General features: G+C 45.4%; 28 protein-coding genes and 1 tRNA gene. 12 read left to right on the top strand and 17 right to left on the bottom strand.

Annotation, left to right across the window (positions count from 1 at the left end; all coding sequences use genetic code 11):
- Positions 1 to 29: 29 nt before the first annotated feature.
- The 4 genes from QT996_RS20475 to QT996_RS20460 form a co-directional block, all read right to left on the bottom strand.
- Entirely contained in the window at positions 30 to 245 is a 216-nt protein-coding gene (locus QT996_RS20475; protein WP_333048587.1) for a hypothetical protein, read from the bottom strand.
- Entirely contained in the window at positions 226 to 1,467 is a 1,242-nt protein-coding gene (locus tag QT996_RS20470) for a URC4/urg3 family protein (protein WP_333048586.1), read from the bottom strand. The genes QT996_RS20475 and QT996_RS20470 overlap by 20 nt, the downstream gene beginning before the upstream one ends.
- Positions 1,468 to 1,469: 2 nt before the next feature.
- Positions 1,470 to 2,552 (bottom strand): adenylate/guanylate cyclase domain-containing protein, encoded by a 1,083-nt coding sequence (locus tag QT996_RS20465; protein ID WP_333048585.1) that lies wholly within the window; start codon positions 2,550 to 2,552, stop codon positions 1,470 to 1,472.
- Between the two features lie 89 nt (positions 2,553 to 2,641).
- Entirely contained in the window at positions 2,642 to 3,889 is a 1,248-nt protein-coding gene (locus QT996_RS20460; protein WP_333048584.1) for a GTP cyclohydrolase II, read from the bottom strand.
- Positions 3,890 to 4,305: 416 nt separating this feature from the next.
- Here QT996_RS20460 and QT996_RS20455 point away from each other — a divergent pair, with 416 nt between their 5' ends.
- Together QT996_RS20455 and queC are read left to right on the top strand one after the other, a co-directional pair.
- Complete coding sequence (locus tag QT996_RS20455; protein ID WP_333048583.1) at positions 4,306 to 5,640, top strand: cytosine deaminase; 1,335 nt, start codon at positions 4,306 to 4,308, stop codon at positions 5,638 to 5,640.
- Between the two features lie 207 nt (positions 5,641 to 5,847).
- A complete protein-coding gene (gene queC / locus QT996_RS20450) occupies positions 5,848 to 6,522 on the top strand; it encodes a 7-cyano-7-deazaguanine synthase QueC (protein ID WP_333048582.1) in 675 nt (224 codons plus the stop codon).
- Positions 6,523 to 6,662: 140 nt separating this feature from the next.
- Here queC and QT996_RS20445 read toward each other — a convergent pair whose 3' ends face one another.
- Positions 6,663 to 8,093: a hemolysin family protein gene (locus QT996_RS20445; RefSeq protein WP_333048607.1), complete on the bottom strand. Its 1,431-nt coding sequence runs from the start codon at positions 8,091 to 8,093 to the stop codon at positions 6,663 to 6,665.
- Between the two features lie 116 nt (positions 8,094 to 8,209).
- Positions 8,210 to 8,902 carry a hypothetical protein gene (locus QT996_RS20440; RefSeq protein ID WP_333048581.1) on the bottom strand — a complete coding sequence of 231 codons (693 nt, stop codon included), beginning with the start codon at positions 8,900 to 8,902 and terminating at the stop codon, positions 8,210 to 8,212.
- 184 nt (positions 8,903 to 9,086) lie between these two features.
- On the opposite strand from QT996_RS20440, the gene QT996_RS20435 reads away from it, so the two are divergent.
- Both QT996_RS20435 and QT996_RS20430 read left to right on the top strand, forming a co-directional pair.
- Positions 9,087 to 9,159 (top strand) — tRNA-Ile (locus QT996_RS20435).
- 55 nt (positions 9,160 to 9,214) lie between these two features.
- Positions 9,215 to 9,487 carry a hypothetical protein gene (locus QT996_RS20430; protein ID WP_333048580.1) on the top strand — a complete coding sequence of 91 codons (273 nt, stop codon included), beginning with the start codon at positions 9,215 to 9,217 and terminating at the stop codon, positions 9,485 to 9,487.
- A gap of 96 nt (positions 9,488 to 9,583) precedes the next feature.
- Here QT996_RS20430 and pyrR read toward each other — a convergent pair whose 3' ends face one another.
- The 4 genes from pyrR to QT996_RS20410 form a co-directional block, all read right to left on the bottom strand.
- Complete coding sequence (gene pyrR, locus QT996_RS20425) at positions 9,584 to 10,117, bottom strand: bifunctional pyr operon transcriptional regulator/uracil phosphoribosyltransferase PyrR (RefSeq protein ID WP_333048579.1); 534 nt, start codon at positions 10,115 to 10,117, stop codon at positions 9,584 to 9,586.
- Positions 10,118 to 10,479: 362 nt separating this feature from the next.
- Positions 10,480 to 11,559, bottom strand: coding sequence for an adenosylcobinamide-phosphate synthase CbiB (gene cbiB / locus QT996_RS20420; RefSeq protein ID WP_333048606.1), 1,080 nt, complete (start codon positions 11,557 to 11,559; stop codon positions 10,480 to 10,482).
- 352 nt (positions 11,560 to 11,911) lie between these two features.
- Positions 11,912 to 12,295 (bottom strand): GFA family protein, encoded by a 384-nt coding sequence (locus tag QT996_RS20415; protein ID WP_333048578.1) that lies wholly within the window; start codon positions 12,293 to 12,295, stop codon positions 11,912 to 11,914.
- 37 nt (positions 12,296 to 12,332) lie between these two features.
- Complete coding sequence (locus QT996_RS20410) at positions 12,333 to 12,776, bottom strand: Rrf2 family transcriptional regulator (RefSeq protein ID WP_006635345.1); 444 nt, start codon at positions 12,774 to 12,776, stop codon at positions 12,333 to 12,335.
- Positions 12,777 to 13,041: 265 nt separating this feature from the next.
- Between QT996_RS20410 and QT996_RS20405 the strand changes: the two genes are divergently transcribed.
- Positions 13,042 to 13,434 (top strand): AbrB family transcriptional regulator, encoded by a 393-nt coding sequence (locus QT996_RS20405; RefSeq protein ID WP_006635344.1) that lies wholly within the window; start codon positions 13,042 to 13,044, stop codon positions 13,432 to 13,434.
- Positions 13,435 to 13,542: 108 nt separating this feature from the next.
- Positions 13,543 to 13,719, top strand: a complete 177-nt coding sequence (locus QT996_RS20400; RefSeq protein WP_333048577.1) for a hypothetical protein — start codon at positions 13,543 to 13,545, stop codon at positions 13,717 to 13,719.
- Positions 13,720 to 13,745: 26 nt separating this feature from the next.
- Here the strand turns inward: QT996_RS20400 and QT996_RS20395 are convergent, their stop codons facing one another.
- Complete coding sequence (locus QT996_RS20395) at positions 13,746 to 13,880, bottom strand: hypothetical protein (RefSeq protein WP_333048576.1); 135 nt, start codon at positions 13,878 to 13,880, stop codon at positions 13,746 to 13,748.
- A 486-nt stretch (positions 13,881 to 14,366) separates the two neighbouring features.
- On the opposite strand from QT996_RS20395, the gene QT996_RS20390 reads away from it, so the two are divergent.
- From QT996_RS20390 to QT996_RS20380, 3 genes are all read left to right on the top strand, one after another.
- On the top strand, positions 14,367 to 14,510 hold the full coding sequence (locus QT996_RS20390) for a hypothetical protein (protein WP_333048575.1): 144 nt from the start codon (positions 14,367 to 14,369) through the stop codon (positions 14,508 to 14,510).
- Positions 14,511 to 14,568: 58 nt separating this feature from the next.
- Positions 14,569 to 14,970, top strand: coding sequence for a cache domain-containing protein (locus QT996_RS20385; protein ID WP_333048574.1), 402 nt, complete (start codon positions 14,569 to 14,571; stop codon positions 14,968 to 14,970).
- A 121-nt stretch (positions 14,971 to 15,091) separates the two neighbouring features.
- Positions 15,092 to 15,325: a hypothetical protein gene (locus QT996_RS20380; protein ID WP_333048573.1), complete on the top strand. Its 234-nt coding sequence runs from the start codon at positions 15,092 to 15,094 to the stop codon at positions 15,323 to 15,325.
- Positions 15,326 to 15,732: 407 nt separating this feature from the next.
- On the opposite strand, the gene QT996_RS20375 is transcribed toward QT996_RS20380, so the two are convergent.
- Complete coding sequence (locus tag QT996_RS20375) at positions 15,733 to 17,124, bottom strand: hypothetical protein (RefSeq protein ID WP_333048572.1); 1,392 nt, start codon at positions 17,122 to 17,124, stop codon at positions 15,733 to 15,735.
- A 183-nt stretch (positions 17,125 to 17,307) separates the two neighbouring features.
- Positions 17,308 to 18,411: a site-2 protease family protein gene (locus QT996_RS20370; RefSeq protein ID WP_333048571.1), complete on the bottom strand. Its 1,104-nt coding sequence runs from the start codon at positions 18,409 to 18,411 to the stop codon at positions 17,308 to 17,310.
- 452 nt (positions 18,412 to 18,863) lie between these two features.
- On the opposite strand from QT996_RS20370, the gene QT996_RS20365 reads away from it, so the two are divergent.
- Entirely contained in the window at positions 18,864 to 19,940 is a 1,077-nt protein-coding gene (locus QT996_RS20365) for a DUF3616 domain-containing protein (protein ID WP_333048570.1), read from the top strand.
- Between the two features lie 81 nt (positions 19,941 to 20,021).
- On the opposite strand, the gene QT996_RS20360 is transcribed toward QT996_RS20365, so the two are convergent.
- Together QT996_RS20360 and QT996_RS20355 are read right to left on the bottom strand one after the other, a co-directional pair.
- Positions 20,022 to 21,659 (bottom strand): AAA family ATPase, encoded by a 1,638-nt coding sequence (locus QT996_RS20360; protein WP_333048569.1) that lies wholly within the window; start codon positions 21,657 to 21,659, stop codon positions 20,022 to 20,024.
- A gap of 188 nt (positions 21,660 to 21,847) precedes the next feature.
- On the bottom strand, positions 21,848 to 22,132 hold the full coding sequence (locus QT996_RS20355) for a DUF2470 domain-containing protein (RefSeq protein WP_333048568.1): 285 nt from the start codon (positions 22,130 to 22,132) through the stop codon (positions 21,848 to 21,850).
- A 161-nt stretch (positions 22,133 to 22,293) separates the two neighbouring features.
- On the opposite strand from QT996_RS20355, the gene QT996_RS20350 reads away from it, so the two are divergent.
- Both QT996_RS20350 and QT996_RS20345 read left to right on the top strand, forming a co-directional pair.
- On the top strand, positions 22,294 to 22,602 hold the full coding sequence (locus QT996_RS20350; protein WP_333048567.1) for a type II toxin-antitoxin system HigB family toxin: 309 nt from the start codon (positions 22,294 to 22,296) through the stop codon (positions 22,600 to 22,602).
- A gap of 134 nt (positions 22,603 to 22,736) precedes the next feature.
- On the top strand, positions 22,737 to 23,156 hold the full coding sequence (locus QT996_RS20345) for a transcriptional regulator (protein WP_333048566.1): 420 nt from the start codon (positions 22,737 to 22,739) through the stop codon (positions 23,154 to 23,156).
- 82 nt (positions 23,157 to 23,238) lie between these two features.
- Here QT996_RS20345 and QT996_RS20340 read toward each other — a convergent pair whose 3' ends face one another.
- On the bottom strand, positions 23,239 to 25,401 hold the full coding sequence (locus QT996_RS20340) for a flotillin family protein (protein WP_333048565.1): 2,163 nt from the start codon (positions 25,399 to 25,401) through the stop codon (positions 23,239 to 23,241).
- A 141-nt stretch (positions 25,402 to 25,542) separates the two neighbouring features.
- On the bottom strand, positions 25,543 to 26,351 hold an 809-nt coding region (locus QT996_RS20335; RefSeq protein WP_445304583.1), incomplete at its 5' end, for a response regulator.

Genomic DNA, 26,351 nt, shown 5'->3' with positions numbered 1-26,351 from the left:
TGTCGGGAGTGTAGTGTGAGGAATAGTTTTCAGGTTTGAATTTTGAATTTTGAGTTTGAAAAAGGAAGATGGGATAATTTTCCTTCTTCCTTCTTCCTTCTTCCCTCTTCCTTCTTCCCTCTTCCTTCTTCCTTCTTCCCTCTTCCTTCTTCCTTCTTCCTTCTTCCCTCTTCCTTCTTCCCTCTTCCTTCTTCCTTCTTCCCTCTTCCTTCTTCCTTCTTCCTTCTAAAACACAGTGCCGTCACTTTCAATCTGAATTGGCGGTACTCCACCAGCCCTCAGTTCGCCCGCAATTTTCCGCCCCGCCGCCCAAGTTCCTCCTTGCAAAATCTTCACCAGCGGCAATTCTGTCGCACTCAAATGCAGCTTTTCTCGAATAGCTGCGGCAATTTTATCTAAAAGATTCACAGTCAGCGATCGCCATTCTACTATAACTTCCGAACCCGGCAAGTAAGTCTGCTCAAAAATAGCCGAATCTTTTGCCCGCAGCAGCCCGATATCCAAACACAAACCGCCGTTGCGGTACTCCGGCAATCCCGTTAACTCATCCAATCCCGCGACTTCTAAACCAAGTTCTTGCAGCGGTTCCAACAGCGAATAAGTCAACCACTGCGAGAGTTTGTGAAACGGCACGAATTCATCTCCCAGATTTTCTCCTGTTAAAGCCCGATGCCGCCACACATCGCCTAAATTAACGCCACCAATTGCATATCTTCCCGGCCAAATTTCCCCAAAACCTGTCAAAACAGCGCTCAACACGACCGCAGCATACACAGTTTTGACTCCAGAAACCCGATTGTCTAGCAAGTATTTTGCCAAATTGCCCGGGCGCGGGTTTTCACTACCAAATAATAATGGATGCTGGCAAATCGCATTTCCCAAACGCTGCAATAATTCTAATCGGCCTGTTAAACCAACTAGCGGATTGTCTCGACTTACCTGAAATCCAGCAGCTAAGGTTTCTAGTTTTAATTGAGAAAGTCCCTGAGAATCAGCTTGCCAAGGGAAATCGGGATTGCTGGAAAAAACACCTTGACAAAACATCCGCAAGCTGGCTATTGCTAACCCTTCAGAACGGCAGTAAATCAGCCCGGTTTCTGGTTCGCAATACTGCCAATCTGTACCAGCACCGGCATCGAGCAAAACGCTGACAATTGCTAAATCAAATTTGATCTTAGCTTGCTCTATGAGGGCAAATTCTGCTAAAGCTGCATTTAATTCGGCGAGGCGCGGCAAGTTGCCGGCTTCAAAATGTCGCCAGCGACTGTGAAATGGAATGTTAAAATCGGGATACTGTTCCTGCGTTGTATCAATTACATAATTTGCAGCTTTGTCGAGTTGGGATAAATCGACGCGGAAGTAGCGGAGTTTGTCCCGGCTGGCTAAATCAAAAAGCCGATCGCACTTTTTACGAATAGCAACCGGTGTTCTCAGATATTCTACAGTCTCAAGTTCAATATTTTTCAACTTTATACCACCAAACAACGGTAAACATCGTTTTCTTGAAAAAAGTCAAACTGACTGTAATCTAAAAGATTATCTAAAATCACATTTTTATCTAGTTTGATCAGCTTATATTCCCACTTCGAGCCGCTGACTTCGCGTTTTATTTGATCGGAAACTATCACCGAGTTTTTTTCGGTCCTGGGAGATACTATTTTACTTAAATCTTCCAGTCTGTCGGCTATGTTAATATCTTTTCCGTAAGTGCAAGACCTAAATATATATAAATTTCCCTTAGCAACTCCCACCGACAAGCCGCAAGGTATTTGATTGGCGTCAATAAAAAGTTTCCAATTCTCGCACAAACTTTCCATTGCTGCTAAGGCTGAGTGAGCTTCCGGGAAAGTCAACAAATGCGAATCCCCAACAATACTCCGAATTGTGCCACCGTATTCTTCGCAAATTGTTTTTTCAAAAGTATCAAAGTTGGTGAGCAAATATTCAACGTCTTTGATAGAATTAGACTCTTGATAAGCAATAAAACCTCTCAAATCCGCTTTAATTATTGCTTGATTTTTTATGATTCGCGTTTTGTAACTTTGGTCAACTTTGTAGACTTTTTCAGGTTCGCTCATCCCTTTCAAAGAAAACTCGTTGACAAAAGATGTTTGCACTTCGGCTTTGTTGAGCGCCAACCATGCTGCTTGGGACAAATATATTTCATCCGGCGGAGTTACTGATTCTATGCGCGCTGTTAAATTCACCGTATCGCCAAAGATATCTTTATCTTGATGCAAGACATCTCCTAATGTAATCGACACGCGGATAGCCAATCGTTCGTCGTTCGCCTTGCTAGATTGTTGCGCTCTCAATTCTTGCTGCATTTCTATGGCTGCTACCGCCGCTGCTGTGACGCTGGGAAAAATTATCCAAAATGAATCACCTTCCCCTTTAATCACGCTGCCTTCATTTCTGGCGCTAATATCTGAAACAAAATTTTTATGCTCGTTTAACAAACTACTCAAGTCCGACTGAGATAATTTTTTGACTCTGGCGGTATATCCGCAAATATCTGTTTTTACGATCACACTAGAACGCAAATTAGCCATAACCTACCCTGACTGATCAAAAACCAGCAATAAATTTTATTTAGCAAAGACGCGATTGTTCGCGTCCCATCGGTCGCGTCTTTGCCCTCTTAATCTCCTAAATCGCGTCCGATCGCTTCTGCAAGAATTGTAGCATCTGGCACAGGGTCGGGCGTGTAGTAGCCGGCAGCTTTTTTGGCGACAATTTCGACTTGTGCGTCTGCGGGAATCCAATCTTCAGGAATGGGGATGCGATCGACCACCTGAATCCCAGAATTGATAATCGCATTGTATTTCATATCGCTCATCGAAACTAAACTGTCTATTCGAGAGATCCCCAACCAGTGCAGCACGTCTGGCATTAGTTCTTGAAACCGCATATCTTGAACTCCCGCAACGCATTCAGTGCGCGTAAAATAGGCATCAGCGCGATCGCCGCCTTCCTGCCGTTTTCTGGCATTGTACACCAAAAACTTAGTCACTTCCCCCAAAGCTCTCCCTTCCTTGCGGAAGTAAACTATTACCCCAGAACCGCCTGATTGTGCCGTTTGGATGCAAATTTCAATCCCGTGTACCAAATAAGGGCGACAAGTGCAGATATCGGAACTGAAGACATCTGAACCGTTGCATTCATCGTGTACCCGTACCGCCAACTGCTTATCCGGGTCAGAAATATTCGCGACATCGCCAATAATATAAACCGTAGTTCCGCCAATTGGCGGCAAGAAAACGTGCAAGTCCGGCCGCGTCACTAAGTCCGAGAACATTCCGCCTGTTTGCTCGAACAGGACACGGCGAAGAACGCTTTCTTGGGCCCCGATCCGCCGAGCAATTCCTGGCAAATACCACACCGGATCGATCGCAATTTTAGTTACTGCTAAATTGCCACTGGGTTTGACTATTTTGCCATCAATTTGCACTCGCCCCTTAGCGATTGCATCTTGTAATTCCGGCATATTAATATGAGCTTTAGTGACAGCAATTGTGGGTCGAATATCGTATCCCTGGTGGAACAATGAAGTATAAATTTCGCTGACTAATCCTCCAAACGGATCGAGAGAAACAATTAAATTAGGATCGCCCCAACTCGCGTGCGGCCCGATGTGTGCGGCCGGAGAGGTGTTGGTAAAATCCGGGCGGTGATCTGCTTGGAGTGCGCCGGAAGCAACTGCTAGCGCGCGATAAACAGAGTAGGAACCCGAATGAGTGCCGATCGCATTCCGGTGAGACGATTTGGTGAGGCTACCAATCACAGGCCCCCGTTTCAGCGGATCGATTTCTCCCCAGTAAATGGGATGAGGTTTTGTGCCGGATCTGTCGGGATGGGATGTTAAAACTATATGCTTGGGTTTTGACACAGTTGTTTTTGGCTCTTGCTATGGATGCTGCTGTTAGTTGAAAGTGAAATTGCAATTTGAAGCAGTGATTTATGATAGCAAAAGGATTCAGGCTCTGGAAGTATCCGGCATAGCCATACTCGTGACGCTGACTTTCGCGCTGTCCTGAAAATATAAAAATTTTGCATAAATGCTTCAGTGATTAGGGCGGGAGTACCAACAGCAAAGCTACCTATTTAATCCAAGTTTCTCTAGCATTTGTATTTTCTTTCTGCATGATATTTGTTTAACTAACCGCAGAGGGCGCAGAGGGCGTAGAGAATCTAGAAAAGAGAGAAAGAGGAAAAGAGAGATTTTCACAATTCCTGCAAGGGTTGCTATAGTTACAACTGGTAGCGCTGAATTATCAAGAAAATACATACTAACTCACAAAATTAATGTTGCCAAGTACATCTAATTATTTGCTCAAAGATGGTCGCGTACCCGCATCTCTTCTAGAGATGAAATCGATCGCGCCCTCAGCTTCTACTGTGGCGACAACGGGGACTGAGAACAATTTTTGTTTGGTGGATTTGGAAATTGCAGCAGGGGCGATCGCCAAAATTATCCCAGCAGGTACAAAACCTGTATCCTCCTCTGGAGATATCTCAGTTGTAGATTTGCAGGGAGGCTTAATCTGGCCTTGTTTTGTGGATATGCACACCCATTTAGACAAAGGCCACATTTGGGAACGATCGCCCAATCCCGATGGCACTTTTGCAAGCGCGATCGAAGCGGTAGGCGCTGATGCTCAAAAAAACTGGAATGCAGAGGATGTTTACCGGCGAATGGAGTTTGGCCTCAAGTGCAGCTACGCCCACGGAACCAAGGCTATCCGCACTCACATTGACAGCGCAGGGGAACAGGGAACCGTTAGTTTAGCAGTATTTGAAGCGCTGCAAGCCGAATGGGGCGATCGGCTGATCTTACAAGCAGCTTCCTTGGTTTCCCTCGACTATTACCTGACACCTGCCGGCGAAAAATTAGCCGATCGCATTGCCCAAATTGGTGGCCTTCTCGGCGGCGTCGCCTATATCAACCCCGACTTAGACAAACAACTCGATCGAGTTTTTGCCTTAGCCAAAGAACGAAATTTAAACCTCGACTTCCACACCGACGAAAACGACGATCCAAAATCAACAACACTGCGAGAAGTAGCAAAAACCGCCATCCGTCATAATTTTGCAGGTCAAATTATCTGCGGACACTGCTGTAGTTTAGCCGTACAACCTCCCGAGTTAGTAACAGAAACTCTGGAATTAGTCAAGCAAGCAAATATTGGCATTGTCAGCTTGCCGATGTGCAACCTTTACCTACAAGACAGACAATCTGGGCGTACACCGCGCTGGCGGGGAGTCACGCTGCTGCACGAACTCAAAGCAGCAGGAATTCCCGTTGCAGTTGCTAGCGACAATTGTCGCGATCCGTTTTACGGATTTGGCGACCATGATGTTTTGGAAGTTTTTAATATGGCAGTCCGCATCGCTCATTTAGATAGGCATTATGGAGACTGGCCCTGTGCAGTTACAAAGACTCCAGCCGCTTTAATGGGATTGCCAAAATTAGGAAAAATTGCCGTTGGTTTACCTGCTGATTTGATTTTGTTTAAGGCGCGGAATTTCAGCGAATTGTTATCTAGATCCCAGGGCGATCGCACAGTTTTGCGACAGGGCATTAAAATTGATACAACTTTGCCCGATTACCGAGAACTAGACGACTTGTTAGCAACTTAAACTTATAGCAATCCTCACATCAACTGTGAACTCTTTCTCTTCTGTTCTCTTCCTACCGTTCGGGAACGGCTTCGCCGAACGCGTCCTTCGCGTCTTCGCGGTTCGTTCAAAAAAAATCTCTTTCACCCACAATTGATAATTGATCTCTTGTCAATTGACAAGAGATTTGATATAAAGATAAAACTGATTTGAGTGAGGATATTTTAAGTGAAAGCAGTTATTTTATTATCAGGAGGGCTGGATTCCTCAACTGTTTTGTATCAAGCCAAAGCCGACGGCTGCGAGTGTTACGCTATTTCCTTTGACTACAAGCAAAGACACCGGCGGGAGTTGAAATCAGCAAGGGCGATCGCACTTTCGGCGGATGTTAAGGCGCATCAGGTGGTAAACTTTGACTTGACGCTTTGGGGCGGTTCGGCTTTGACGGATGATGAGATGGAATTGCCGATCGACCGCAATCTTGCAGAAATGTCTCAAAACATCCCCATTACCTACGTTCCAGCTAGAAATACAATCTTTCTCAGCTTTGCCCTCGCCTACGCAGAAACTCTAGAAGCTCAGCGAATTTACATCGGTGTCAACGCTTTAGATTATTCCGGCTATCCCGACTGTCGCCTCGATTACATCCAAGCCATGCAGGAAGTATTTCGGTTAGGAACCAAGCAGGGAAGAGAAGGAGAAGCTATTAATATTGTAACACCTTTAATTGAACTTAAAAAAACCGAAATTATTCAATTGGGCAACAAGTTGGGAGTACCTTGGGAGCAAACTTGGTCTTGCTATGCAGGCGGCGAAACTGCGTGCGGTGTTTGCGATTCTTGTCGGTTGCGGCTGGCGGCTTTTGAGGAATTGGGATTAAAAGATCCGGTGTCTTATGCTTAAACAGTATTCCGACTCGGCGGTTGAAAGCACTCCTCCATAAACTATCGTCCCTCTCTAAGAGACTACAGAATAAACGGGGTTACTAACTCAGATTAGGTATAAAAAGTTGCGCTATTTTGCTCGCCCTTTTCATCAAAATCTTAATGAGAAAAATTTCCCACACTACTCAACCCGCTATTCTTTCGCCCTTTTGCCCCAACTTCCTCATCCGCTGCTGCAACTGCACTCAAAGCTCGATCGCCCGCAGCTCCTGACAACAAATGAATTTGAAGTTGATCCAACCGCGGCCCGGCTCCAGAAACAACCGTAAGTTCCACATTTTCTCCGCGCCAAACTTCCCCAACGGCCGGCATTCTTTGCAACTGATAACTTAAAAAACCCCCAATAGTTTGGTATTCATCGGTTACTGGCAGATCCAAATTCAATATTTGATTCACATCATCTAAATTTAACTGCGCTTGCACTAAATAAGTGCGATCGTCCAATACTTGCAAAGCAATTTCTTTACTGTCGGGCGACTCGTAGCTGCGGCCGATAATTTCCGCAATCAAATCCCGCAGTGTAACTAACCCGGAAATGCCGCCAAATTCATCAACTACGATCGCAATTTCTTCCGACGAACTCTGCATCAAAGGCAGCAGTTCCCCCAGCAGCATCATCTCCGGCACAAACCTCACCGAACCCATCCAATTTAAAATTGGCGTGTCGGGAGATAGCAAACCTTCAGCTAGAGGTTTCGCAAGTTGTTTGAAGCCAATAATGCCGAGAATATCGTCTAAAGAATCTCCCGTCACGGGATAAAGGGAGTGGTTAGAAATCGCCATTTCGTCGAGCAAAGTTTGAAAGGTTGCCGTCTTGGGAAGTGCGACAATGCTAGGCCTCGGCACCATTACTTCTTCTACCCAAACTTCGCCAAATTCAAACACGTTGTTGAGCAATTCTCGCTTTTCTGCTTCCAAGCCGCTGGATTCGCTGGAAGTAGCTATAATTAATTGCAGTTCTTCGGGAGTAACCGGCCGGTGCCTTAGATCGTATTCGATGCCCGCAAACCGCAAGAGCGATCGAGTAGATTGATTGAGAAACGACACAAAGGGCTTGAACAAACGGGAAATCAATAAACTCGGAGGCCCTAAAGTTCTGGCTAGCTGTTCGGAATACAGTAACGCTACAGATTTGGGAAAGAGTTCGCCCAGTACGATTTGCAGGTAAGCTAGCAACAAAAAAGTTACTATTGGTATGCTAAAAGAATGGGCGATCGCCGACTTGATGTAAATTGGCAGTGGCAAATAGCCGATCGACATTCGGACTAGCACGGCGATCGTACTTTCCCCAATCCAGCCGAGAGCTAAACTAGAAAGAGTGATTCCTAACTGCATTGTCGAGAGCAATCGCTCAATACTTTGCTGCAAAGATTGCACCGTTAAAGCTGCAACGTCGCCAGCTTCCACTAACTGATTGATGCGCGATCGGCGTACCGTCACCATCGAAAACTCAGCCGCCACAAAAAAAGCATTAATCGCAATCAGCAACAGCACTGACAGCAACCGCGACAGCACCTCTGTCAAACTCATCGCGGGTAAATCAGATATCTCCTGCACTCTCGCCCCTAAAAGTGACACAATGCTCCCTAAAAAAACTTTCTCGATCAAACCTGAGAATCCGTCTGCACGTTTGGTCTTCTTTTATTTTACTTCGCCACTGGAATGCCAGATATTTGCAACTGAAGTTTTTGACCTGGATAATCTGTCAGCGTCAGCGAAACTTCCTTAGCATTTTCCAGCAAAGCTGTGGGAATACTCACCGTACCGTAAAACACCTGCCCGTTGGGGGGGAGTTCCGACGGCAAATCCTCGGCAGTCGCGCTCAGGGCCCGGCCACGATCGTCAGTGACGTTCAAGAAACTGTAGAGAAACCTCACAGCTTGGGAGCCTTCATTTTTCATGCTCACGTCTAGCAGCATGGAATTGTTGCGCTGACTGGCCGCGCTCACTTCCAGGGTTATTCCCCCGTCGCGACTGTTCAGGGGAAACTTGGCGCTGGCATTTTGTGCAGCCGGTTTTTTGGCCGCGGCTGGTTTAGAGCTGGCCTTCTCTGTTTTAGTATTTGCCCCGGCCGTTGTTTTTTCTGGATCGCGACCTTCTACCCGTGCTTTGACGGTTGTGAGAATGTCTTTTTCTTTCAAAATGCTCACTTGGTCTTTGCTAGCCGTCGTTCCAGGCTTGCCGCTGCCAGCATTGTTGCTGGGGCGAACGTCGGGTTGAGTCGTTCCTTTCAAGGCTTCGCGACCTATAGTAAATCCCCAAACAGAACTCGTCACGCCTGCTCCAAACATCAGAGCGAGCAGAATTAGAGTCAGCACTACTGTCGAATTCACTGCCATTGCCTATAAGTTTATGCCGAGTCGTAGAAACTGCTTTGTCCGGTCGATCGGCTCCAGCACATTGGCTAACAGGCGATCGGAACTCAGCAGATCTAAAGATTTTGATTTTTGTTCTCTAGTTCTAGCACGGACTGGGAAATTATGTTATACTTCATTTTCAGTTAGGTCGAACAAATCGATTTAACGGCAGTTGGCCGAGCGGTTTAGGCAGCGAACTCATAATTCGCCCCAGGCAGGTTCAACTCCTGCACTGCCGATTTTTAATAACTTAGGACGCTCCGCGCGCGAAAAACCGCGTTTCTTCGTAGATACTTGGTTGCTCAAGCCAATATTCTTGTAGAAACCTGGTTTATTTTGCCAAAAATCGGTAACGACACTAAAAATCCGGTTTCTGCCCGCTGCGACTTTGATGATAAAGCGGCTTTTTTTACCGTTTCTGCTGGCGGCAACGAAGTATTGCTGCCAAACAACCCGGTGGATTGCCACCCGTGCGTCCCAGACTCTCAATCTTTTTGTAGGGCGTTGCTCCTAGCGCGCCCCAAATATACTAATTTAGTCGAACAGTCAATCGATTTTAGATTTTAGATTTTAGATTTTAGATTGAAGCATTCACCCCACCGATAAATTCGGGGGCTTGTATCCTGGATGCTTTTGGTCTGTTTTGCCCCATCTCAAATCGTATCAACCCTTAATTAACTCCACTCCGTCCCGCCCGTCGAGCTCTTGAACGTAAACCTTAACTTGTTCTTCCTTTGCAGTCGGCAACTTTTTACCTGTAAAATCCGGCTGAATCGGTACTTCTCGGTGACCACGATCGACTAATACCGCCAACCAAATTTTCTCCGGCCGCCCATAATCGTTTACCGCATTCAAAGCCGCTCGACTCGTTCTGCCTTTATAGATAACATCATCTACCAACACCACGGTTTTGCCCGTCAAATCGAAAGGAATTTCTGTTTTAGCCGGTGTCCGCATCGCAACTCGATCCAAGTCATCTCGGTAAAAGGTAATATCCAAAGCGCCCACGGGTACTTTGACTTGTTCGAGGACTTCAATTTGATCTGCCAAAATTTGAGCTAAAGGCACTCCTCTACTATGAATGCCCAACAGCACTAACTCCGAGGGATTCCCTGATTTTTCGACAATCTGGGAAGCGACGCGGGTGAGACTGCGCCTCACTTCATCAGGGGATAAAATTTGGATAATTTTAGTCATTGTTTGCTGCGAGCTAATTGTTGGCGGTTGGCGGATCGAACAATTTTAGATTTTAGATTTTAGATTTTAGATTTTAGACTGACTTGACAAATGAGACATCTTGCATTCATTCGCTCTCCATCGCAAATTATCTGCGTTTCTCTGTGTTTATCTGCCATTATCTGCGGTTTATGTATCAATCAAAAATTTGTGCAATTGCTCGTCTATGAATCTGGGAGTGGAACGATTTGGAATTTGAGCTTTGAAATTTTAGATTGACTTGATAGATGAATCTGGGGGTGGGAACTACTAACGTCAAAAGTTTTTTTGCTCTCCCAGAGTCCTGTTGAGAGCTTGTATCTGTGGTCGGGTGCAGTCAGCAGTTACCGGCTCAAACATAATAAGCTATAAACAAGCAATGATAGTCCCAACCAAATCAGAAAGCAATACCGAGTTAATTGCAATGCTTGGCAAATTAGCGGCGCTGTGATCGGGTGAATCGGCTCCCCTAACAGCGGTTTGTGTTTGAGAACTCCGCGATAGGAATTAGTACCTCCTAGTTGCACTCCCAAGATGGCGGCGTAAACGCACTCGCTCCAACCGGAATTGGGACTGGCATCTTTAACAGCATCTCTCTGACAAATCTGCCAAATGTAAATCGGTTTGCCAGATATAACGGCTAAAGTAATCACTGTTAGCCGGCAAGGAATCCACGTCAGCACGTCTTCTAGTTTGGCGCTAAACCATCCTAAATCTGTGTATGGCGCTTCTTTGTAGCCGATCGTAGAATCTAATGTGCTGGCTGCTTTGTAAGCGATCGCCAAGGGGACGATCGCACTTGCCCACATCGAGTTAGGATCGATCGGGCGATCGGTAAAACTTAATAATAGATGCGGCAGACCGAACCCAACTAACGCATAAAATAGCGGTGCTGTCACACCATCGACTGCATTCTCTGTTACAGTTTCTAACAATGCTCGCAGAATTTCTGGCTCGGATAAGTTTTCGGTATCCCGGCCGACGTAAAGGCTCAACCGTTCTCGCGCCTTGACTAAATCTCCAACATTTAAAGGTGCTAGCACATCCTCCGCAGCCGCCCTCAAACTGCGACCTGCAAAACAGCTTGCCAGCAAAATGGTGTCTAGGGCAATACCTAATAGAGGATGCACCCAACTAGCAGCTTGGACGATCGACCAACTGACAGTATAACTGCCTAGAATCAGCCCGATCGCTAGTATTGTACCAGCACATCGTAGCAGCAGTTGGGGCCGAGCTCCAGCGGGACGATCCGCTGCTTCAGGCATTTTGCCTGCGGGATTATTCCATATATTAAAGACAAGTCGAGTATAGCGGTCGATCGCCCAACCCATCGCCTGCACTGGATGCGGCCAACCCCAAGGATCGCCGATCGAATAATCCAACACCGCAGCTAAAATCAAAACAGGAAATTCATCCGGCATCATTATATATTGTGTCAAACTTGATAGTCCGTCAATCGATTTTAGATTTTAGATTTTAGATTAAAGAATTGAAGAAAGCGACCCCACCGATCAATCCGGCGACTTGCGATGGGGAGCGAGGAGCTTTTTTGTCGCTCCACGGATGAATCCAGGGGCCCGAACCATCTTCCTTTATTGTCAGAGCAGGAGCGATCGTCGCAGAGAGCAGATTTTAACTCCTGCTACCCTTGCGGACTTGGATTGTTTGAGGGGCGATTTTATAGTAGAAGGAAGAAGGAAGAAGCAATAAAGGCAAGGGTTTGAACAGTTCAAAACCTCATCATCAGGCGTGGTTGCTATAAATGCTGAGATTACTTTAGTCGCGAAGCAAGTGTACATTCTGCTCCCAATTAACACCGTCAAAGGGTAGGATCTGAAAGTGTTCGATGGCATCTGAGTCAAGACAGCGGACGTTGACATCGAAATGATCGGGATGCGATCGGGGGCGATAGAACGAGTGAATGCCACAAATTCGGCAGAAAGTATGTTGAGCAGTTCCTGTATTAAATGTATAGGTGGTCAAAACATCTTCGCCACTGAGCAAGGTAAAACGTTCCGGCGGCACAATGAGGTGCAAAAATCCTTTCTTTTTACAGATAGAGCAGTTGCAATCAGATGCTTCGTGTTTGTCAACGGCGACACGGAAGCGGACAGCTCCGCAGTGACAGCCGCCAAAGTAGGTAACAAGTGTTGCGTCCATGTGTGATTGCTGGCGATCGAATGAATGAACTTACCATTTAAATGATAAAGCTAGTTTCTTCCCCAAGAGCCGCTTGCCAACTGCGGACATCATAGTATAAGTCTTCGAGGGAAATACTGTACAGCGCTTCGGCAAGTTTTTTGTGCAATCGGTTCCACAAACTGAATGTTACCCAGTCCTCTGCTTGCGTCGCGTCGGGAAAATGTCGAGGTAAAGGTTCAATAGTTTCACCTACAGCCTCTAAGATTTGTCCTAAAGAGATTTGAGCTGGCTGGCGGGCTAATTGATATCCTCCTTGGGAACCCCGAACAGATTGGACTAAACCGGCTCGTCGCATTTCAATCAGCAATTTTTCTAGATACGGAGCCGGTAACTCCTGTCGCTTCGCTATCGATTTCACCGATGTCGGGCCAAAGCGAGGTTGCAAACTTAGATCCAGTAATGCTTTGACACTGTAGTGTCCGCGTGTCGTTAACTTCATGGGATTTTAAGAGTGGGGCAAATATTCAGCTAGCTGATAGCTGATAGCTTATGCTACCGAGTTTAGAGATTGCTCGCACCGGCTGCCGCTACTCCTTAAGAAAGACAGCAGGTTGTTAAAAATATTTAGATAATAGTGGTTAACAATTGAGCCGATCGGTGTAATATAGTTTTACGACCAGCTATAAAGCTAAAGTTTCTTGGTCTAACCAAAAACCAACCGAGAAAAAATCCGTACACCAGTTGAATATTTCAGGACTCAGTAAATGGCTAAAAAGAAAAATATCGAACCCCTTGAAGGCGAAGATCTGATCAAAAAGGTCAAAGACCTAGAGAACCTTACCAAGGAAGAAAAAGCTAGAGCCTGTGGCTACTACACCGTTACCAAGAACGGCGTAGAACGGGTCAACATGATGAAATTCCTGAATGCGCTGATTGATGCAGAAGGCATTCAGCTAGACGGGAAGCAAAACGGCAATGGACGCGGCGGACGCTCTGCCAGCTATCGGATTAGCGTTCAATCTAACGGCAACTTACTGATTGGAGCGGCCTACACCAAACAGATGGAACTCCAGCCGGGAGATGAATTTGAAATCTCTCTGGGACGCAAGCACATTCACCTGCGCCAAATTGATCGAGAAGAAGAAGAAGAATCCTAGGCTTTTACGACTTGCTTTGACTTCTTGCTTGAACTGGTTGGTTTGACTTCAAGCATTGACTGCAAGCAGAGAGTTGGCTCTGAAATCTTTCTGTGAGCCTAAAAAAGTATGGCTTCTATAGATGGCAATGGCTCGACAAAAGCCAGTGCCACCACTTTATATTTTCCGAGAATACCTATTCTCGCCCCTCGCTATATCCGTTTGGACAAGCGGGGGATTTTCCGCGTAGCTGTTGAAGAGAAGTTATGCAGCCAATTGTGTACGGGATTTAACGGATGTAATTGATGAACCGAAGAGGTTTTAAGGAAGAATTAGGTTTGGTTGAGGTAGGAAACCCACCACAGCCAGAAAATGGCAGAGGTATTCTCAGCTAACAGTGCGTCATACCCGTTGAAAAAAAGAATGCAACTGTAGCGAAGCTCGAAAGCACGAGCTTGATCATTCATTCCGAATTATTTAACCTAAAATCTAAAATCTAAAATCTAAAATTTTATGTGTCTGTGTGGGAGGGGTTTTGAAGGCAAGGAAACGCCTCGATCGCCCGTAAGTGAAATTACAGGCTGGAACAGTTAAAGTGTTAGGGAGCAATTAGTCATCAGCCTATGCCGTTGGCCCGATTCGCGAGTAAAACTTCTCAACACCAAACAAAAATCCCCCTGCGTCGCCTTCTAGTGGCCTCTTTTGTGCTGTAAATCGTCGCAGCAGTCGGGATTGTCGGGTATCTGTCCTTTCGCAACGGAGACAAAGCAGTCGAAGAGCTCGCCGAGAAATTGATCGCGGAGACAGGGAAGAGAGTTGAAGAAAAGCTGATTTCTTTTCTCGAACATACCCAGTGGGTAAATCAACTTAACGCTGAAGCGATCGACCGCAGTGAATTAAACTTACAGTTAGAAAGGCCCCAGCCTCGGGGAGAAAAGTTCCTTTGGTAGCAAATGCGATCTTTTCAAAGCATTCAGTGGATATCCTTCGCTACAGGAAAATCAGGAGAATATCTCGGCAGTTGGCGCAACCACATCGACAACAGCTTGCCAATTGTCGCAGCCTCGAAGTCTACCAACTCTCACAACATATACTAAGCTACAGACAGCCTAGGTACTCGCACCGCTAAATTAAAGGCAGAACCGGCAACCTACGATGCCCGCCTGCGCCCTTAGTACAAAGAAGCTGTCGCAGCGAACAAACAAAGCGATTTGGACGAGTATTTATCCGGCTTTTACTCCTGGGACTGTTTTTATTGCTGCCAGCCAACCGATTGGCGATCGAAATGGTAAATTGCTGGGAGTTAGTGCCGTAGACTTTTCGCTCTCGGAGCTTCAGCAATATCTCGCTCGCATCAAGCTTAGCAAAACGGGACAAATTTTCGCGATCGAACGATCGGGCTTGCTGGTTGCCAGTTCAAGTCAAGAATCACCCTTTAGAAAGATGCGAGGAAAGCAGCAAGCACAATCAACTGAATGTTTGAGAGAGCCAAACTCCTGTCATTCGCACCGCAGCCGAGTATTTGTACGATCGCTTCGGGGGCTTTGGCGACATTAAGCAGCGGCAGCAACTGAAATTTAGCCGATACGGGCAGGAATATTTTGTGGAAGTGGTGCCGTTTTCTGATGTTTACGGTTGAAAGTGGCTGATTGCGATCGCAGTTTCCGAATCCCATTTCATGGCGGAAATTAACAAAAATACCCGCCCTAGAATTTTACTTTGTGTGGTGGGGCTGCTGCTATCGACAATTGCCGGAGTGATGACAGCTAGGTGGGTAACACTGCCGCTGCTGCGACTCAACGAAGCCGCTAAAGATATCGCCGCCAGAAAGTTCGATCGCGCTTTTGCTGTCAGTAGGCTCGATCGAGTCGGCGAATTAGCGCAGTCTTCAACGAGATGGCACCTCAACTGAAAAAAGTTTTTTCCAGCTTTGGCAGAAAGTGAAGAAAAATTTGCCCAACTGATATAAAATTTACTGGTTGGAGTATCCGCGATAATTCCGGGCGGCGCATTTATTTTCATTAATGTGGCGGGAGAGCAAATATTGGGTAGGGGATAAATGCCCGATGCTAGCGCCCAAGAGCTACCACAAGCCGATCAAACTTATATAAATTAGCGCACACTCTTCCCGGAGAAGTTTGGATAAACTAATCCGCATTTAAATTGCAGGGTAAAAGAAACTTTCACTCTTGTGGGGAGTAGGGGTTGGACCCTAAAGCCCGCCCTCAACCTACAATTTAAATGCAGTACAGCTTACCCTATAAACTTGCTGTCGGGTTCCCAAGCCGCACCTAATGACTAATGATTGATGAATCATGACTAATCTTTATCTTTTCTGAGCTGTTTGTGTTGAGAAAAAACACGACAGTTATTGAGGTCAATAAACAACTGTTCTTCTTCATGCTTTTCGGACATATTCACTAAATTATATTGAACATTTTCTCCATAAATAGTTAGAGCAATTTGGGTTACTTCTAAAAACTTAATCAGCCACTGACATTCAGTATCCGAGTTATCTTGATAGTATTGAATTAATCGAGCGCAACAAAGTTCTACGTAGGTTCGGGAATGCGGTGAAATCAAAATAATTTTGAGAATTAGAATTGCTAGTGTTAAAGGATTTAGTTGAGTGGCGAACAGTAGAAATAAGGCTGTTGGTTCCCCAGAATTTTCCACAGTCAAACATTTGATTAGATAATTGCAAGTTCTGAGATGCAGGCCGCTCTTCAAAATTTCTCCGTCATTTTCTGGATGAAAAATTTCTAAAATATTAATTATTTGGGCTTGGCAAATATCAGTAGACAAAAAATTACCTTGGTAATCAAATAAATACTTAACCAGAGATTCCTTAAACTGCTTGTAGGTAATATTTTGACTCTGACTCAGAAAAATATTGGCTAAGCTGCGATAGCTGAAGGCTCCTCGATTGACTAAAATTAGTTTGATTAAACGCAGGGCTTCATCTCCTAAAAGTGTGGGATTATGATAATTTTTTAATTGGGATGTGGCAGACTGAGAGCGAGAGGTATACATTGCTAGGTCAAACTTGTACTTTTCTTTGAGCTGTTGCGACAATAGTCTGGCAGTTTGGCGTTCTTCGGGGGCGTTGTTAGCATCTAGATATTGAGCGGCTAGCAAATAAGGCTGATACCGAGAAGTCCAGTGATTTTGTAGCGACTGGTAATCCGCGTACTTTAATACAAATAACTTGAGGTCTTCATAGTCTTTGCTGCTGAGAAAATTTGTCAGCCACCCTCTCAGTATTTTGAGAGAATTGTCCGGGTGGGGCTCGCTAAAGGTTCTCTCGCTAAGAATTTTAATTAAGTCGCGAGCAAATTGGTATTGCCTCTGAGTGATCCAGTTATTTAATAAGATGTAACAGCAGCGTTTAAATAAGTTGTTAAATTCTAGTTGACTGTCAAATTCACTTATTGTGTGTAAAGCTTGAATTAATTTGGGGTGGGCGGGAGGAGTCAGGTAGATAAATATTTTTTTAAAGTGCTGCAAAACTACTTCGGCTTTCGAGTTTTTGATATGATATATAAAAAAATTGTAAATAATATCTTGAGATGCTGAAACAGTCAGCTCAGAATTGTTTAATTGAGCTGTTGGTTGAGGCGCGATCGCCTGGGGTAATATATTGTTTGTGAGAGCAGGCAGAACTTTTGACTCTGTGGTTTCGGATTGGGAGGAAAAGTGCTGAGATGGCATAGCGTCCTCGCTCAGATGATCGATAAACTATTATAGTTACGATCCTTGATTTGCAGCTAATAATTTAGTGTTTGACTGGACTTTTGTGCAGCTAAAACAGTTAAGCCCCCCGATCGCCCTTTTAATAAGGAGAAATCGAGGGGGTTAACTGTTATTTGTCAAGTATCTGAGGATCTGAGGATATTAAGCAGGATTCGCTTCAGCTCGTCTTTGCAACAGGCGGGCAATTTCAGCTTTTTCTACAAGTCCGACGAGGACACCGTTTTCGCGAATGACGGGGAGTTCTTGTACTTTTAGTTGTTCCAGAAGGGTGACGACTTCGAGGAGGGATAATTCTGGTTTGACTGTTGTGGAAAATTCGATCGGCTTCAGGAGTTCTTTGACTAAAACTTGGGGCCAAGTTCCGGTAGGAATGGTTTTGAGGTCATCAAGGTCGATCGCCCCTACCAATTGTCCGGCATCATCTGTTGCCAGGAATCTGCGCCAGGTTTGAGTGCTACCGATCACGTAGTTATTGGCAAATTCTCTGAGGGACAAGTCTTGGGAGACGATCGGGCTTTCGGGGGTCACAGCATCTGCGGCTGTCAGGCCTGCCAGTTGATTTTGGACTGTGGCATATTGGGCAGATTGACCGGCATTTTGCAGTAAGAACCAACCGATTACTAGATTCCAAATATTGCCGAATATGCCTGTAGCAATGGCAATCCAACCAATTATTTGACCAACGCGGCTAGCAAAAATTACACCTTTGTAAGGGTTGCCAGTAATTTTCCAGACGATTGCTTTGAGGATGTTGCCGCCGTCGAGGGGCAAACCGGGAATTAAGTTAAATAAGGCTAAAGCTAAGTTGATGGAAGCTAAAAGTCCGACGATGGCTGCTGCGGGACCTGTAAGGGCTGCACCGACGCCGATAACTGTTAACAAACCCGACAAAAATAGGCTAACCAACGGGCCTGCAATGGCTACCCAAAATGCTTCGGCTGGCGTTTTCGATTCTCTTTCCAAATTAGCCAGCCCGCCAAACAGAAACAGCGAAATCGATTTCACGCCAATTCCCTGTTTAATGGCTACCCAACTGTGTCCTAATTCGTGGGCTAAGACGGAAGCAAATAACAGTAACGCTGTGAATAATCCCAGCATCCAGGGCGCTACGGGGCCCAATGTGGGAAACAGGCCAGCTAATGCACCGCCGTATTGCCAGGTTACTAAACCCAGGACTAGGAACCAAGATGCGTTGACAAAGAAGGGAATCCCAAACAGGTTGCCGACGCGAAATGTACCGTTCATAATGGCTACCTCTGATTTTACGAATGAGAGGTTTTTCTCTCTGTCTCCTTATCGTAACGAAACGTAACGGCGATGGTAATGCTTCAATTAGGGTGTTATCCGTCTGTGGAGGTTCGGTTTGCGGAATAATCACCGCCAACTGCGCTTTGGCCCGCTAGCGGTTAAAAATCCTTATCTCAAAACGAAAGTTGTCGCTATGAGGCTTGAGGAGGATATTTGTTTTAGTTTTCTGTTTTAGTTTGCAATCGCTTTTAACTCACGCCCAGAGCACCTCTGTCATGAACAGGCTTTCCGGCCTGTTCCACAACCGATGAATTTTCTTTATTTTGGGGAGTAGGGGTTGGGCTTCTAGCCCGCCCATAAAAGCATGATTGAGAATGGTGCCACCTATGAGTTTCAAGCAGATTTAGCTATAATGACTCACCCTAACAATACTTTTGGTGCTAATAATTATGCCCGAATCTTTTTTGCTCGGCCGGCTGCTGCTGCAATTCAACAGCGAAGCCGCTGATATTATTACAGACTTATCCGCTGTTGCTTTAACTCCCGATGGCAATTTGTGGGTAGGTTCCGATGAAACGACTTCCATCGAGCGTTTGTCGCCTGTCGGGTCTCATGTTTTTGGAGAACATCAAAGATTTGCGATCGCAGATTTTCTCGATCTACCTGGAAAATGCGAAATCGATATCGAAGGAATTGATTTCAACAGCGATTATCTTTGGTTTGTGGCTTCTCACAGCACCAAACGCAAGAAAGCTAAAGGCAAAGACCCGAATAAAGATATTCAAAATTTAGCAAAAATAGAGACAGAGGTCAACCGTTACTTGCTGGCACGAATTCCTGTGAAAAACGGGACTTTGTGCAAGTCAATTGCCCATCCTGAAAATCCCCAAAACCAACTGAAAGCCGGATACCTTCAGGCGACTAAAACAGGGAATTTGCTGACAGACGCGCTGAAAGATGACAGCCATCTCGGTCTATTTTTATCTGTGCCGATTCCGAGTAAAGAAAATGGTTTTGATATTGAAGGGTTGGCGGTGCGCGGAAATCGGATTTTTATTGGTTTACGGGGGCCTGTACTGCGGGGTTGGGCGATAATTTTAGAAATAGAAGTGCAAGAGTCGAAACAGGGAGTTTTAAAGCTAAAGGCTATTGGGGCAGAAGGCCAATTGTACAAGAAACATTTTGTTGATTTGAACGGTTTGGGCGTGCGAGAATTGTGCTGGAATGGGGAAGATTTGATTGTGTTAGCCGGGCCGACGATGACTTTATCTGGGGCGATGAGGGTTTTTCGGTTAAAGGGGATTTTAGGGCGATCGGGCGACAGTATTACTGGACAAGATGGGGGAGATTTGGAGGTATTGTTTGATTTGCCTTTTAAGGTTGGTACGGACAATGCTGAGGGGTTGTCGCTGTTTCCATATTTGGCGGATAAGAATTCGCTGTTAGTGGTTTACGATTCGCCGAGTGCGGGGAGAATGGTTGGGGAAAATGCTATTTTTGCTGATATTTTTAGGTTGGGTTTGTAGTTGCGCGTGAGAGAGGGGGTGAGTTTTGGTGAATCAGGGCTAAAAACTAAAGTCCTCACTACAAACAGATGTTAAACTTGGTCAATTGTCGATCGCATCCCTTCGCCGCTGGCTGTAGCGTTTCAATTCATCAATTAAGTGAGTATCGTTAGAAGCTGTTCTCGCGCCCGCTTCCGCCGCCCAGCGCTTCAAATCTTCAATTTGCGATCGCGCGATGGCAGCTAAAGGTACAGTATCCTCGATCGACCTCAAAATATCCTCGGTCATCAAATCCCGGCGCTGTCCGTTTACAAACGTTCCAAAGGCCCGATACAATCCATCAATTACAACTTGCTCGATTTCTGCACCGCTAAAATTCTCAGCGCGTTTCGCCAAAACTCCCAAATCAAACTCCCGCAATCTAGTCGGCCGCAAACGCTGCAAATGCACTTTAAAGATATCTTGCCGTTCCGATTCTGAGGGCAAATTCAAAAAGAAAATTTCATCAAACCTGCCTTTTCTCAGCAACTCGGCCGGCAAAATCCTGACGTTATTTGCAGTTGCGACAATAAACACCGGACTGGTTTTTTCCTGCATCCAAGTGATCAAACTGCCGAATACCCGCCGCGAAGTTCCCGAATCGCCGTCGCCACCGCTGATAATGTTGCCGAAGGCTTTATCTATTTCATCGATCCACAAAACGCAAGGTGCGATCGCCTCTGCTAATTGTATCATTTGCCTGACGCGACTTTCGCTTTCCCCGACCACGCCGCCAAACAATCTCCCAGTATCCAATCGCAACAGTGGCAAACGCCATTCTGAGGCTATTGTTTTCGCAGATAAAGATTTGCCTGTGCCTTGAATTCCTACTAACAAAACTCCTTTCGGATTCGGTATGCCGTAGCGACGCGCTTCGTCAGTAAAAGCATCTTGCCGCATCTTTACCCACTGTTTCAAATTCTCCAAGCCGCCCACACTTTTTAGGGATTCTCTGGAGTTAAAAAACTCCAAAATTCCCGTTTGGCGAATTGCTTGCTGTTTTTCCTCCAAAACTCCGTCAATATCTGACTCGTTAATTTGCTGTTTGGCGGCCAAAGCTTTAGCCAAAACCCGCCCGATTCTAGCGCGACTCAAACCCTGACAAGCTTTAACCAACTGTTCCCTTGCTAAACCGCTAACTTGTAACTGTTCCGGCTTTTCCACAACGTGGGAAATTAAACTGTCGATTTCTTGGACGTTAGGCAAAGGAAAATCAATTACTGTGACTTCTTCTTTCAATTCCTCCGGCAATTCCAGCGTGTGAGAAGTAAGAACTATAGTTTTTTTGCTGCGCTTCAATTCCCGCGTTAAATTCCGCAATTCTCGCACTACCGCCGCATTTTTTTCGCTGTATGGATATTTCAAAACTGGGTGCAAATCCCGCAGGACAAATATGGTATATTCTTCTACAGCAGTTTTGCTGACGCGATCGAGCGCCGCCATTACCGAACCTTTCCCAGAACCGTTATCCTCCCAACCGCGCACAAGATCCCACCGCAATACCCGGCGCGCGGGAGTTACTTGCAGCGCTACTTGGGCAATTACGGCTTCGACCGGTTCCTCCTCCGCGCCGACAATGTACAGCAGCGAATAGCGGGCGCGAATCATCAAATCTAGTCGTTTTACCAGTGCCTCGAAATGGTTATTTTTACTCCCCTTAACGACATCTAATGCTTGGGAGTTTTGGTAATTTTCTGTCATTTTAGTGGATATTGTAGAGGGAAATTCAATTTTATTAAAAATTTTGTTCGCAGTCAGGATTTTAGTCTTTAAAATGATTTAACCCAACTAAAGGTTTGTAGTAAGGAGATTAGTCCTTAACAACTATTTAACCTGACTAAATTCCGTACTGCAAACGTTAAAATTATAACAGCATAGTACGCAATTGACTACTTAGCAACTTTTCGAGCTTGTTTCACCATTTCAATGAGAGTGTGGTGAGCATCTTCGGCGTCTTTTAAAGTGCGCTCGAAATTTACTCTGATCGGCACTTTTTCGTCATTGACTTTAGCGGTTAAATCCATGCCGTTGGCATCAATAGCGAGCATTTGAGCTTCCGTTGCCTGCGGTTGGTCGCCAAATGCTTGAGCATATAGCACGACAGCACTAGCGTGGTCTTCGTTCATGTGAGTGCAGATGCGATCGCTAATCTCAGTAGAAAACGGTTCTGACATGGGAGATTCCTCAGATGCAATATGGATCGATTGTACTGCGATCGGTAAGACAAATTCGCAGTTGACAAACTACTTCGCAATTTGCTAAGATAATATAAAGACAATTTTATAGGGAGTCTTATAGATTATATGAGTAAATTTATTTGTTATCGAGGAAATATATGCACGTTATTTCTCAATCAGCACTCAGGAAATTCTGGGAAAAGTATCCTGATGCCGAAACAAGCCTGCGGTATTGGTACAAACTAGCAACAACAGCAGAGTGGTCAAATTTAGCTGAAGTGAAAGCAGTTTTTTCCTCAGCCGATAGAGTTGGCAACTTTACTGTTTTTAACATCAGAGGTAATAATTACAGACTGATTACGTTCATAGATTATGAATATCGACCTAAAAAAATTTTTATTCGCTCTGTACTTACTCATGAAGAATATGACGAAGATAAATGGAAAAAAGACCCGTGGTATGAATGATAATTTTCTCCTTTTAAAACTTACCAAATAATCCTAGGGATAGGGGCAACCACGGGGAATTGCCCCTACACTCACACCATACATATATTGAGGAGCTGCGTAATTCCTGTCCTTTCTTAATATAGGATACTCACATGAACAACTCTAGCGCTTATATCGAACTACTCAAAACATTTCCTCCCCGACCTATAACGGCTGAGGAGGAATTAATGGCAACTCAAAAAGCGATCGATTCTCTGTTGGACAAAGGCCAACTGACTTCAGACGAACGCGACTATCTAAACGTACTTGGAACTCTGGTTTATGAATACGAGCAAACTTTAGAACCCATACCTGACATTTATGGGATAGAACTGTTAAAAGCTTTAATCGAAGAATTTGACCTGAGACAAAAAGACCTAGTTCCTATTTTTAAAACTGAGTCTATTGTCTCAGATATCCTCCATGAAAAGCGTCAACTTACAACAGAACACATACAAAAACTTGCAGAGTTTTTCAGTGTCTCGCCGGCTGTTTTCTTTCCACTCCATCAAGTTGTTGGTAATGCTGCCTAAAATTGTTTGTAGTAAGGAATTTAGTCCTTATTGACTAAAAGCTTTCATAGAGGACGATCGTTCTCACTACAAACTGCACAGCCTAACTAAAAGATCGATCGTCAAACGGCAATTCATCAAACCGCGAATCAATATCAGCCTCAGCATTCGCAACAGGGGAATTAGTGCGAGATTCAGGCGGCTTAACAGAATTCACCTTTGCTACTGGTAACTTTGTCGCAGATTCCGATTTCTGTAGGTTAACTAACGGTAACTCCCCGCCATTTTCTCCATTTTTGCTCGTTTGATTCCACAGCATCATTCCCAGCAAACCATCAACCAAACCACCACCGCTACCGTTGCCTGTTACCGCAACATCTGGCACAACTCGCACATTGCGATCGCCTATAATTTGCATTAACTGCAAAGCCGTATAACCGGAACCTCCCAAAGCCACAACACCCGCGCGATAAGCTTCAGCTTGAGCATTTCCCTTCACCCGAATCGACTCAGCTTCGCCTTGAGCTTGTTTAACCTGAGAATTCGCTTTCAACTCAGAAATCTTCACGCCTTGTTCGGATTTCACCATCTCTTGTTGAATCTCAGCCAGCGCGGTTTCCCGCACCAATTGTTGCCGCTGAGTTTGTGCTATTTGCTGCACCTCATAAGTCTTGCACTGTTCCTCAGCAATTTTGCGATCGGTTTGAGTTTGCATCAACTCTGCCGGTGGCAAAATATCCCCGATTAAAGTATCAATTGCTTGCACGTCGTAGGTACGCAAAGCTGCTTTGATATACTCCGCTGCTTCTGCTTGCCGATCGCTCCTGGCCGACAGAAAATCTAATACAGAATAAGCTTGAGCAGAATTGCGGAAATAATTGCCAATTGTCGGCTGCAAAACATGGTCAACTAAGTTCTGCATTGAACCGACGCGAGAAATCACTTTCGGAGCATCCAAAGCGCCGACGTGAATAATCTGAGCTACTTCTAAATCAAAGGCAAAACCGTCGCGAGAACGCACCGTCAAAGATGAAAGTTGAGAATCGTAACTGTGTCGTTCCGTTTTACTTGACCAATTCAATACAATGTTTGTCGTCGGCACTAACTCTACTTTCAAAATGCGAGTATTCAGCGGATGTTTCCCCGGATAAAGAGGAGTCACCCACACCCCTTTGTTGCCCACATTTACTAAATTTCCGTGAGTGAAAGCAGCACCGCTCACATCTTCCGAGGTTTTGCCGACATAGGAAATAACCGCGCCGACATAGCCGATCGGGATTTCGGTCATCGGTACTTGGTCAACTCCGACAAACCAAGGATTTAAGTTCCACGAACCGGAAAGCAAAACCTGTTCCTGCAAACCGCGCCGCCCGCCGGCAGTGATAAATTTCTGCGCGTTTTGGAAGTTGTCGTGATTCGGAATAATCGGGCCTGCAATTTCGCCATCTTGGATCGGAACGCCGTCATACGTTGTCACGACGCCCACTTTATCTGGAGCAATTTTGTAGAGTTTCAACTGTTCCGCTGTCATCCCGTGTTTGGGGGCATTAGCTGCTGTAATTACCGTAAATAATGCCGTATTAATCCGATAGCTACCGCCCGTCAAGATGCCGAGTTGCCGACCTTTTTCGCCACCTCCTTTGAGGAATTTGCGCGCATCTTGAAAATTGTCGCATTCTGTGATTTTGCCGAGAATGCGCTGTGGTGGATTGGACTCGCCGCCTGCTGCAATAATTAAACCAATTTCACCTTGGGGAACTACAGTTAGAGACTCTTTGCGAACGTTGTACTGCAAAGGCCAATAACCCCAGTGCCAACCGGGGGGCAAAGTATCAGCTTGATATCCAGCTTCTCCGTTTAAGGCAATTAAATCTCCCGGCGGTAAAGACTTGCCGCCGAAGCTAAACTTTTTACTGACAATTCCGACTTCGCGATCGCCAATTACTACCAATCCGCCAAAAAATAATGGCAGCACCAGAATAATTATCATACCGCCGATCGCGATCGGGATAAATCCGCCCGGAGCGAGCTGCATTGTCTGCACGGGAACAGTGGTACGCAACTGCCCTAGCTGGAAACTAGAATCAGGTTTTGCGGCTAGCTGAGTGGAGGTTTGATTTGCGGGGGGGATATTGCTAGTGGCTAATACCGGCGAGGGTTTCAAACTGGTTGTTGCACTAAGAGCTAAAGACGCCGAAACAGCGGCTGCTAACTGTTTTAAAACGCGGATTTTGACTTGAGATTTGGACAAAAATGAATAAAGCATTTTTTTTGAGCAGGGCTAATTTGTCCTAGGAGTTCCAGCTTAGCCTTAGTAAAAAGTTTTTACATAAAACTTAAGGTCTTATTTATGTTATTTGCCGTCATAATAGTCATATTTCTCAGTAAAAAAATACTGCTCATTAAACTACAGGCTGACAATCCCCCGTTTGAATGCGGAAATCGCGGCTTGCGTGCGATCGCTAACTCCCATTTTGCTCAACATATTGTTGACGTGAAACTTGACGGTGCTTTCCCTGATGGGCAAAACTTCACTAATCTCGTTGTTGCTTTTACCAGCGGCTAGGAGGCGGATGACTTCTAATTCGCGATCGCTCAATTCAGGTCCACTCAGGCGATCGGCTAACTTAACACCCACTGCCAGCGGAATATACTTTTTACCCTCAAAAACCGCCCGAATTGCTGCTAAAAGCTCCTCTGGTTCCGCATCCTTAAGCAGATAGCCCTTTGCACCAGCTTGCAATCCGCGATAGATGTTTTCATCGCCGTCATAAGTCGTGAGTACCACAATCCGCGCGCTGGGAAACTCCGCACAAATCGCAGCAATGGCGGCGACTCCATCCATCACCGGCATCCGCAAATCCATCAGCGTTACATCGGGCTGATGTTGGCGGAACATTGTCACAGCTTCTTCGCCGTTGCTTGCTTGCGCCACAACTTTAACATCTGATTCCTGCTCCAGCAGCGCCACTAAACCTTGCCGCACAATATAATGATCGTCGGCAATTAAAACGCGAATAATATTTGATTGGTTAATCATGTTTCCCGTGTTAATTTTCTCAAAAAAAACCTGAAAATTCACTACAAACTTACTATGTATGGTGCGAAATGTGCACCTTACTTTACTGGCGACTAACTGATACCAATTTTCAAAAATCATGCAACAGTAGCTAGGGCTGACAAAATGTAATCCCATCCAGTTATAGATGCTATTGT

Origin of the sequence: Microcoleus sp. S13C4 (assembly GCF_036700865.1) — a bacterium.
Classification (GTDB): domain Bacteria; phylum Cyanobacteriota; class Cyanobacteriia; order Cyanobacteriales; family Microcoleaceae; genus Microcoleus.
Note: the sequence above shows the minus strand (reverse complement) of the source record. Positions and strands in the feature narration are given on the sequence as shown.

What these genes read in the sequence shown, in the direction of transcription:
- QT996_RS20410 (WP_006635345.1), bottom strand. Translation starts at nt 12,776, where the DNA reads ATGAAGTTAACGACACGCGGACACTACAGTGTCAAAGCATTACTGGAT.
- QT996_RS20355 (WP_333048568.1), bottom strand. Translation starts at nt 22,132, where the DNA reads ATGTCAGAACCGTTTTCTACTGAGATTAGCGATCGCATCTGCACTCAC.
- QT996_RS20415 (WP_333048578.1), bottom strand. Translation starts at nt 12,295, where the DNA reads ATGGACGCAACACTTGTTACCTACTTTGGCGGCTGTCACTGCGGAGCT.
- QT996_RS20455 (WP_333048583.1), top strand. Translation starts at nt 4,306, where the DNA reads ATGTTGCCAAGTACATCTAATTATTTGCTCAAAGATGGTCGCGTACCC.
- QT996_RS20340 (WP_333048565.1), bottom strand. Translation starts at nt 25,401, where the DNA reads ATGCTTTATTCATTTTTGTCCAAATCTCAAGTCAAAATCCGCGTTTTA.
- QT996_RS20395 (WP_333048576.1), bottom strand. Translation starts at nt 13,880, where the DNA reads ATGAATGATCAAGCTCGTGCTTTCGAGCTTCGCTACAGTTGCATTCTT.
- QT996_RS20375 (WP_333048572.1), bottom strand. Translation starts at nt 17,124, where the DNA reads ATGCCATCTCAGCACTTTTCCTCCCAATCCGAAACCACAGAGTCAAAA.
- QT996_RS20380 (WP_333048573.1), top strand. Translation starts at nt 15,092, where the DNA reads ATGGCGGAAATTAACAAAAATACCCGCCCTAGAATTTTACTTTGTGTG.
- QT996_RS20445 (WP_333048607.1), bottom strand. Translation starts at nt 8,093, where the DNA reads ATGAGTTTGACAGAGGTGCTGTCGCGGTTGCTGTCAGTGCTGTTGCTG.
- QT996_RS20465 (WP_333048585.1), bottom strand. Translation starts at nt 2,552, where the DNA reads ATGGCTAATTTGCGTTCTAGTGTGATCGTAAAAACAGATATTTGCGGA.
- QT996_RS20390 (WP_333048575.1), top strand. Translation starts at nt 14,367, where the DNA reads ATGCGATCTTTTCAAAGCATTCAGTGGATATCCTTCGCTACAGGAAAA.
- QT996_RS20385 (WP_333048574.1), top strand. Translation starts at nt 14,569, where the DNA reads ATGCCCGCCTGCGCCCTTAGTACAAAGAAGCTGTCGCAGCGAACAAAC.
- QT996_RS20365 (WP_333048570.1), top strand. Translation starts at nt 18,864, where the DNA reads ATGCCCGAATCTTTTTTGCTCGGCCGGCTGCTGCTGCAATTCAACAGC.
- cbiB (WP_333048606.1), bottom strand. Translation starts at nt 11,559, where the DNA reads ATGATGCCGGATGAATTTCCTGTTTTGATTTTAGCTGCGGTGTTGGAT.
- pyrR (WP_333048579.1), bottom strand. Translation starts at nt 10,117, where the DNA reads ATGACTAAAATTATCCAAATTTTATCCCCTGATGAAGTGAGGCGCAGT.
- QT996_RS20345 (WP_333048566.1), top strand. Translation starts at nt 22,737, where the DNA reads ATGAACAACTCTAGCGCTTATATCGAACTACTCAAAACATTTCCTCCC.
- QT996_RS20405 (WP_006635344.1), top strand. Translation starts at nt 13,042, where the DNA reads ATGGCTAAAAAGAAAAATATCGAACCCCTTGAAGGCGAAGATCTGATC.
- QT996_RS20400 (WP_333048577.1), top strand. Translation starts at nt 13,543, where the DNA reads ATGGCTTCTATAGATGGCAATGGCTCGACAAAAGCCAGTGCCACCACT.
- QT996_RS20350 (WP_333048567.1), top strand. Translation starts at nt 22,294, where the DNA reads ATGCACGTTATTTCTCAATCAGCACTCAGGAAATTCTGGGAAAAGTAT.
- QT996_RS20370 (WP_333048571.1), bottom strand. Translation starts at nt 18,411, where the DNA reads ATGAACGGTACATTTCGCGTCGGCAACCTGTTTGGGATTCCCTTCTTT.
- QT996_RS20440 (WP_333048581.1), bottom strand. Translation starts at nt 8,902, where the DNA reads ATGGCAGTGAATTCGACAGTAGTGCTGACTCTAATTCTGCTCGCTCTG.
- QT996_RS20360 (WP_333048569.1), bottom strand. Translation starts at nt 21,659, where the DNA reads ATGACAGAAAATTACCAAAACTCCCAAGCATTAGATGTCGTTAAGGGG.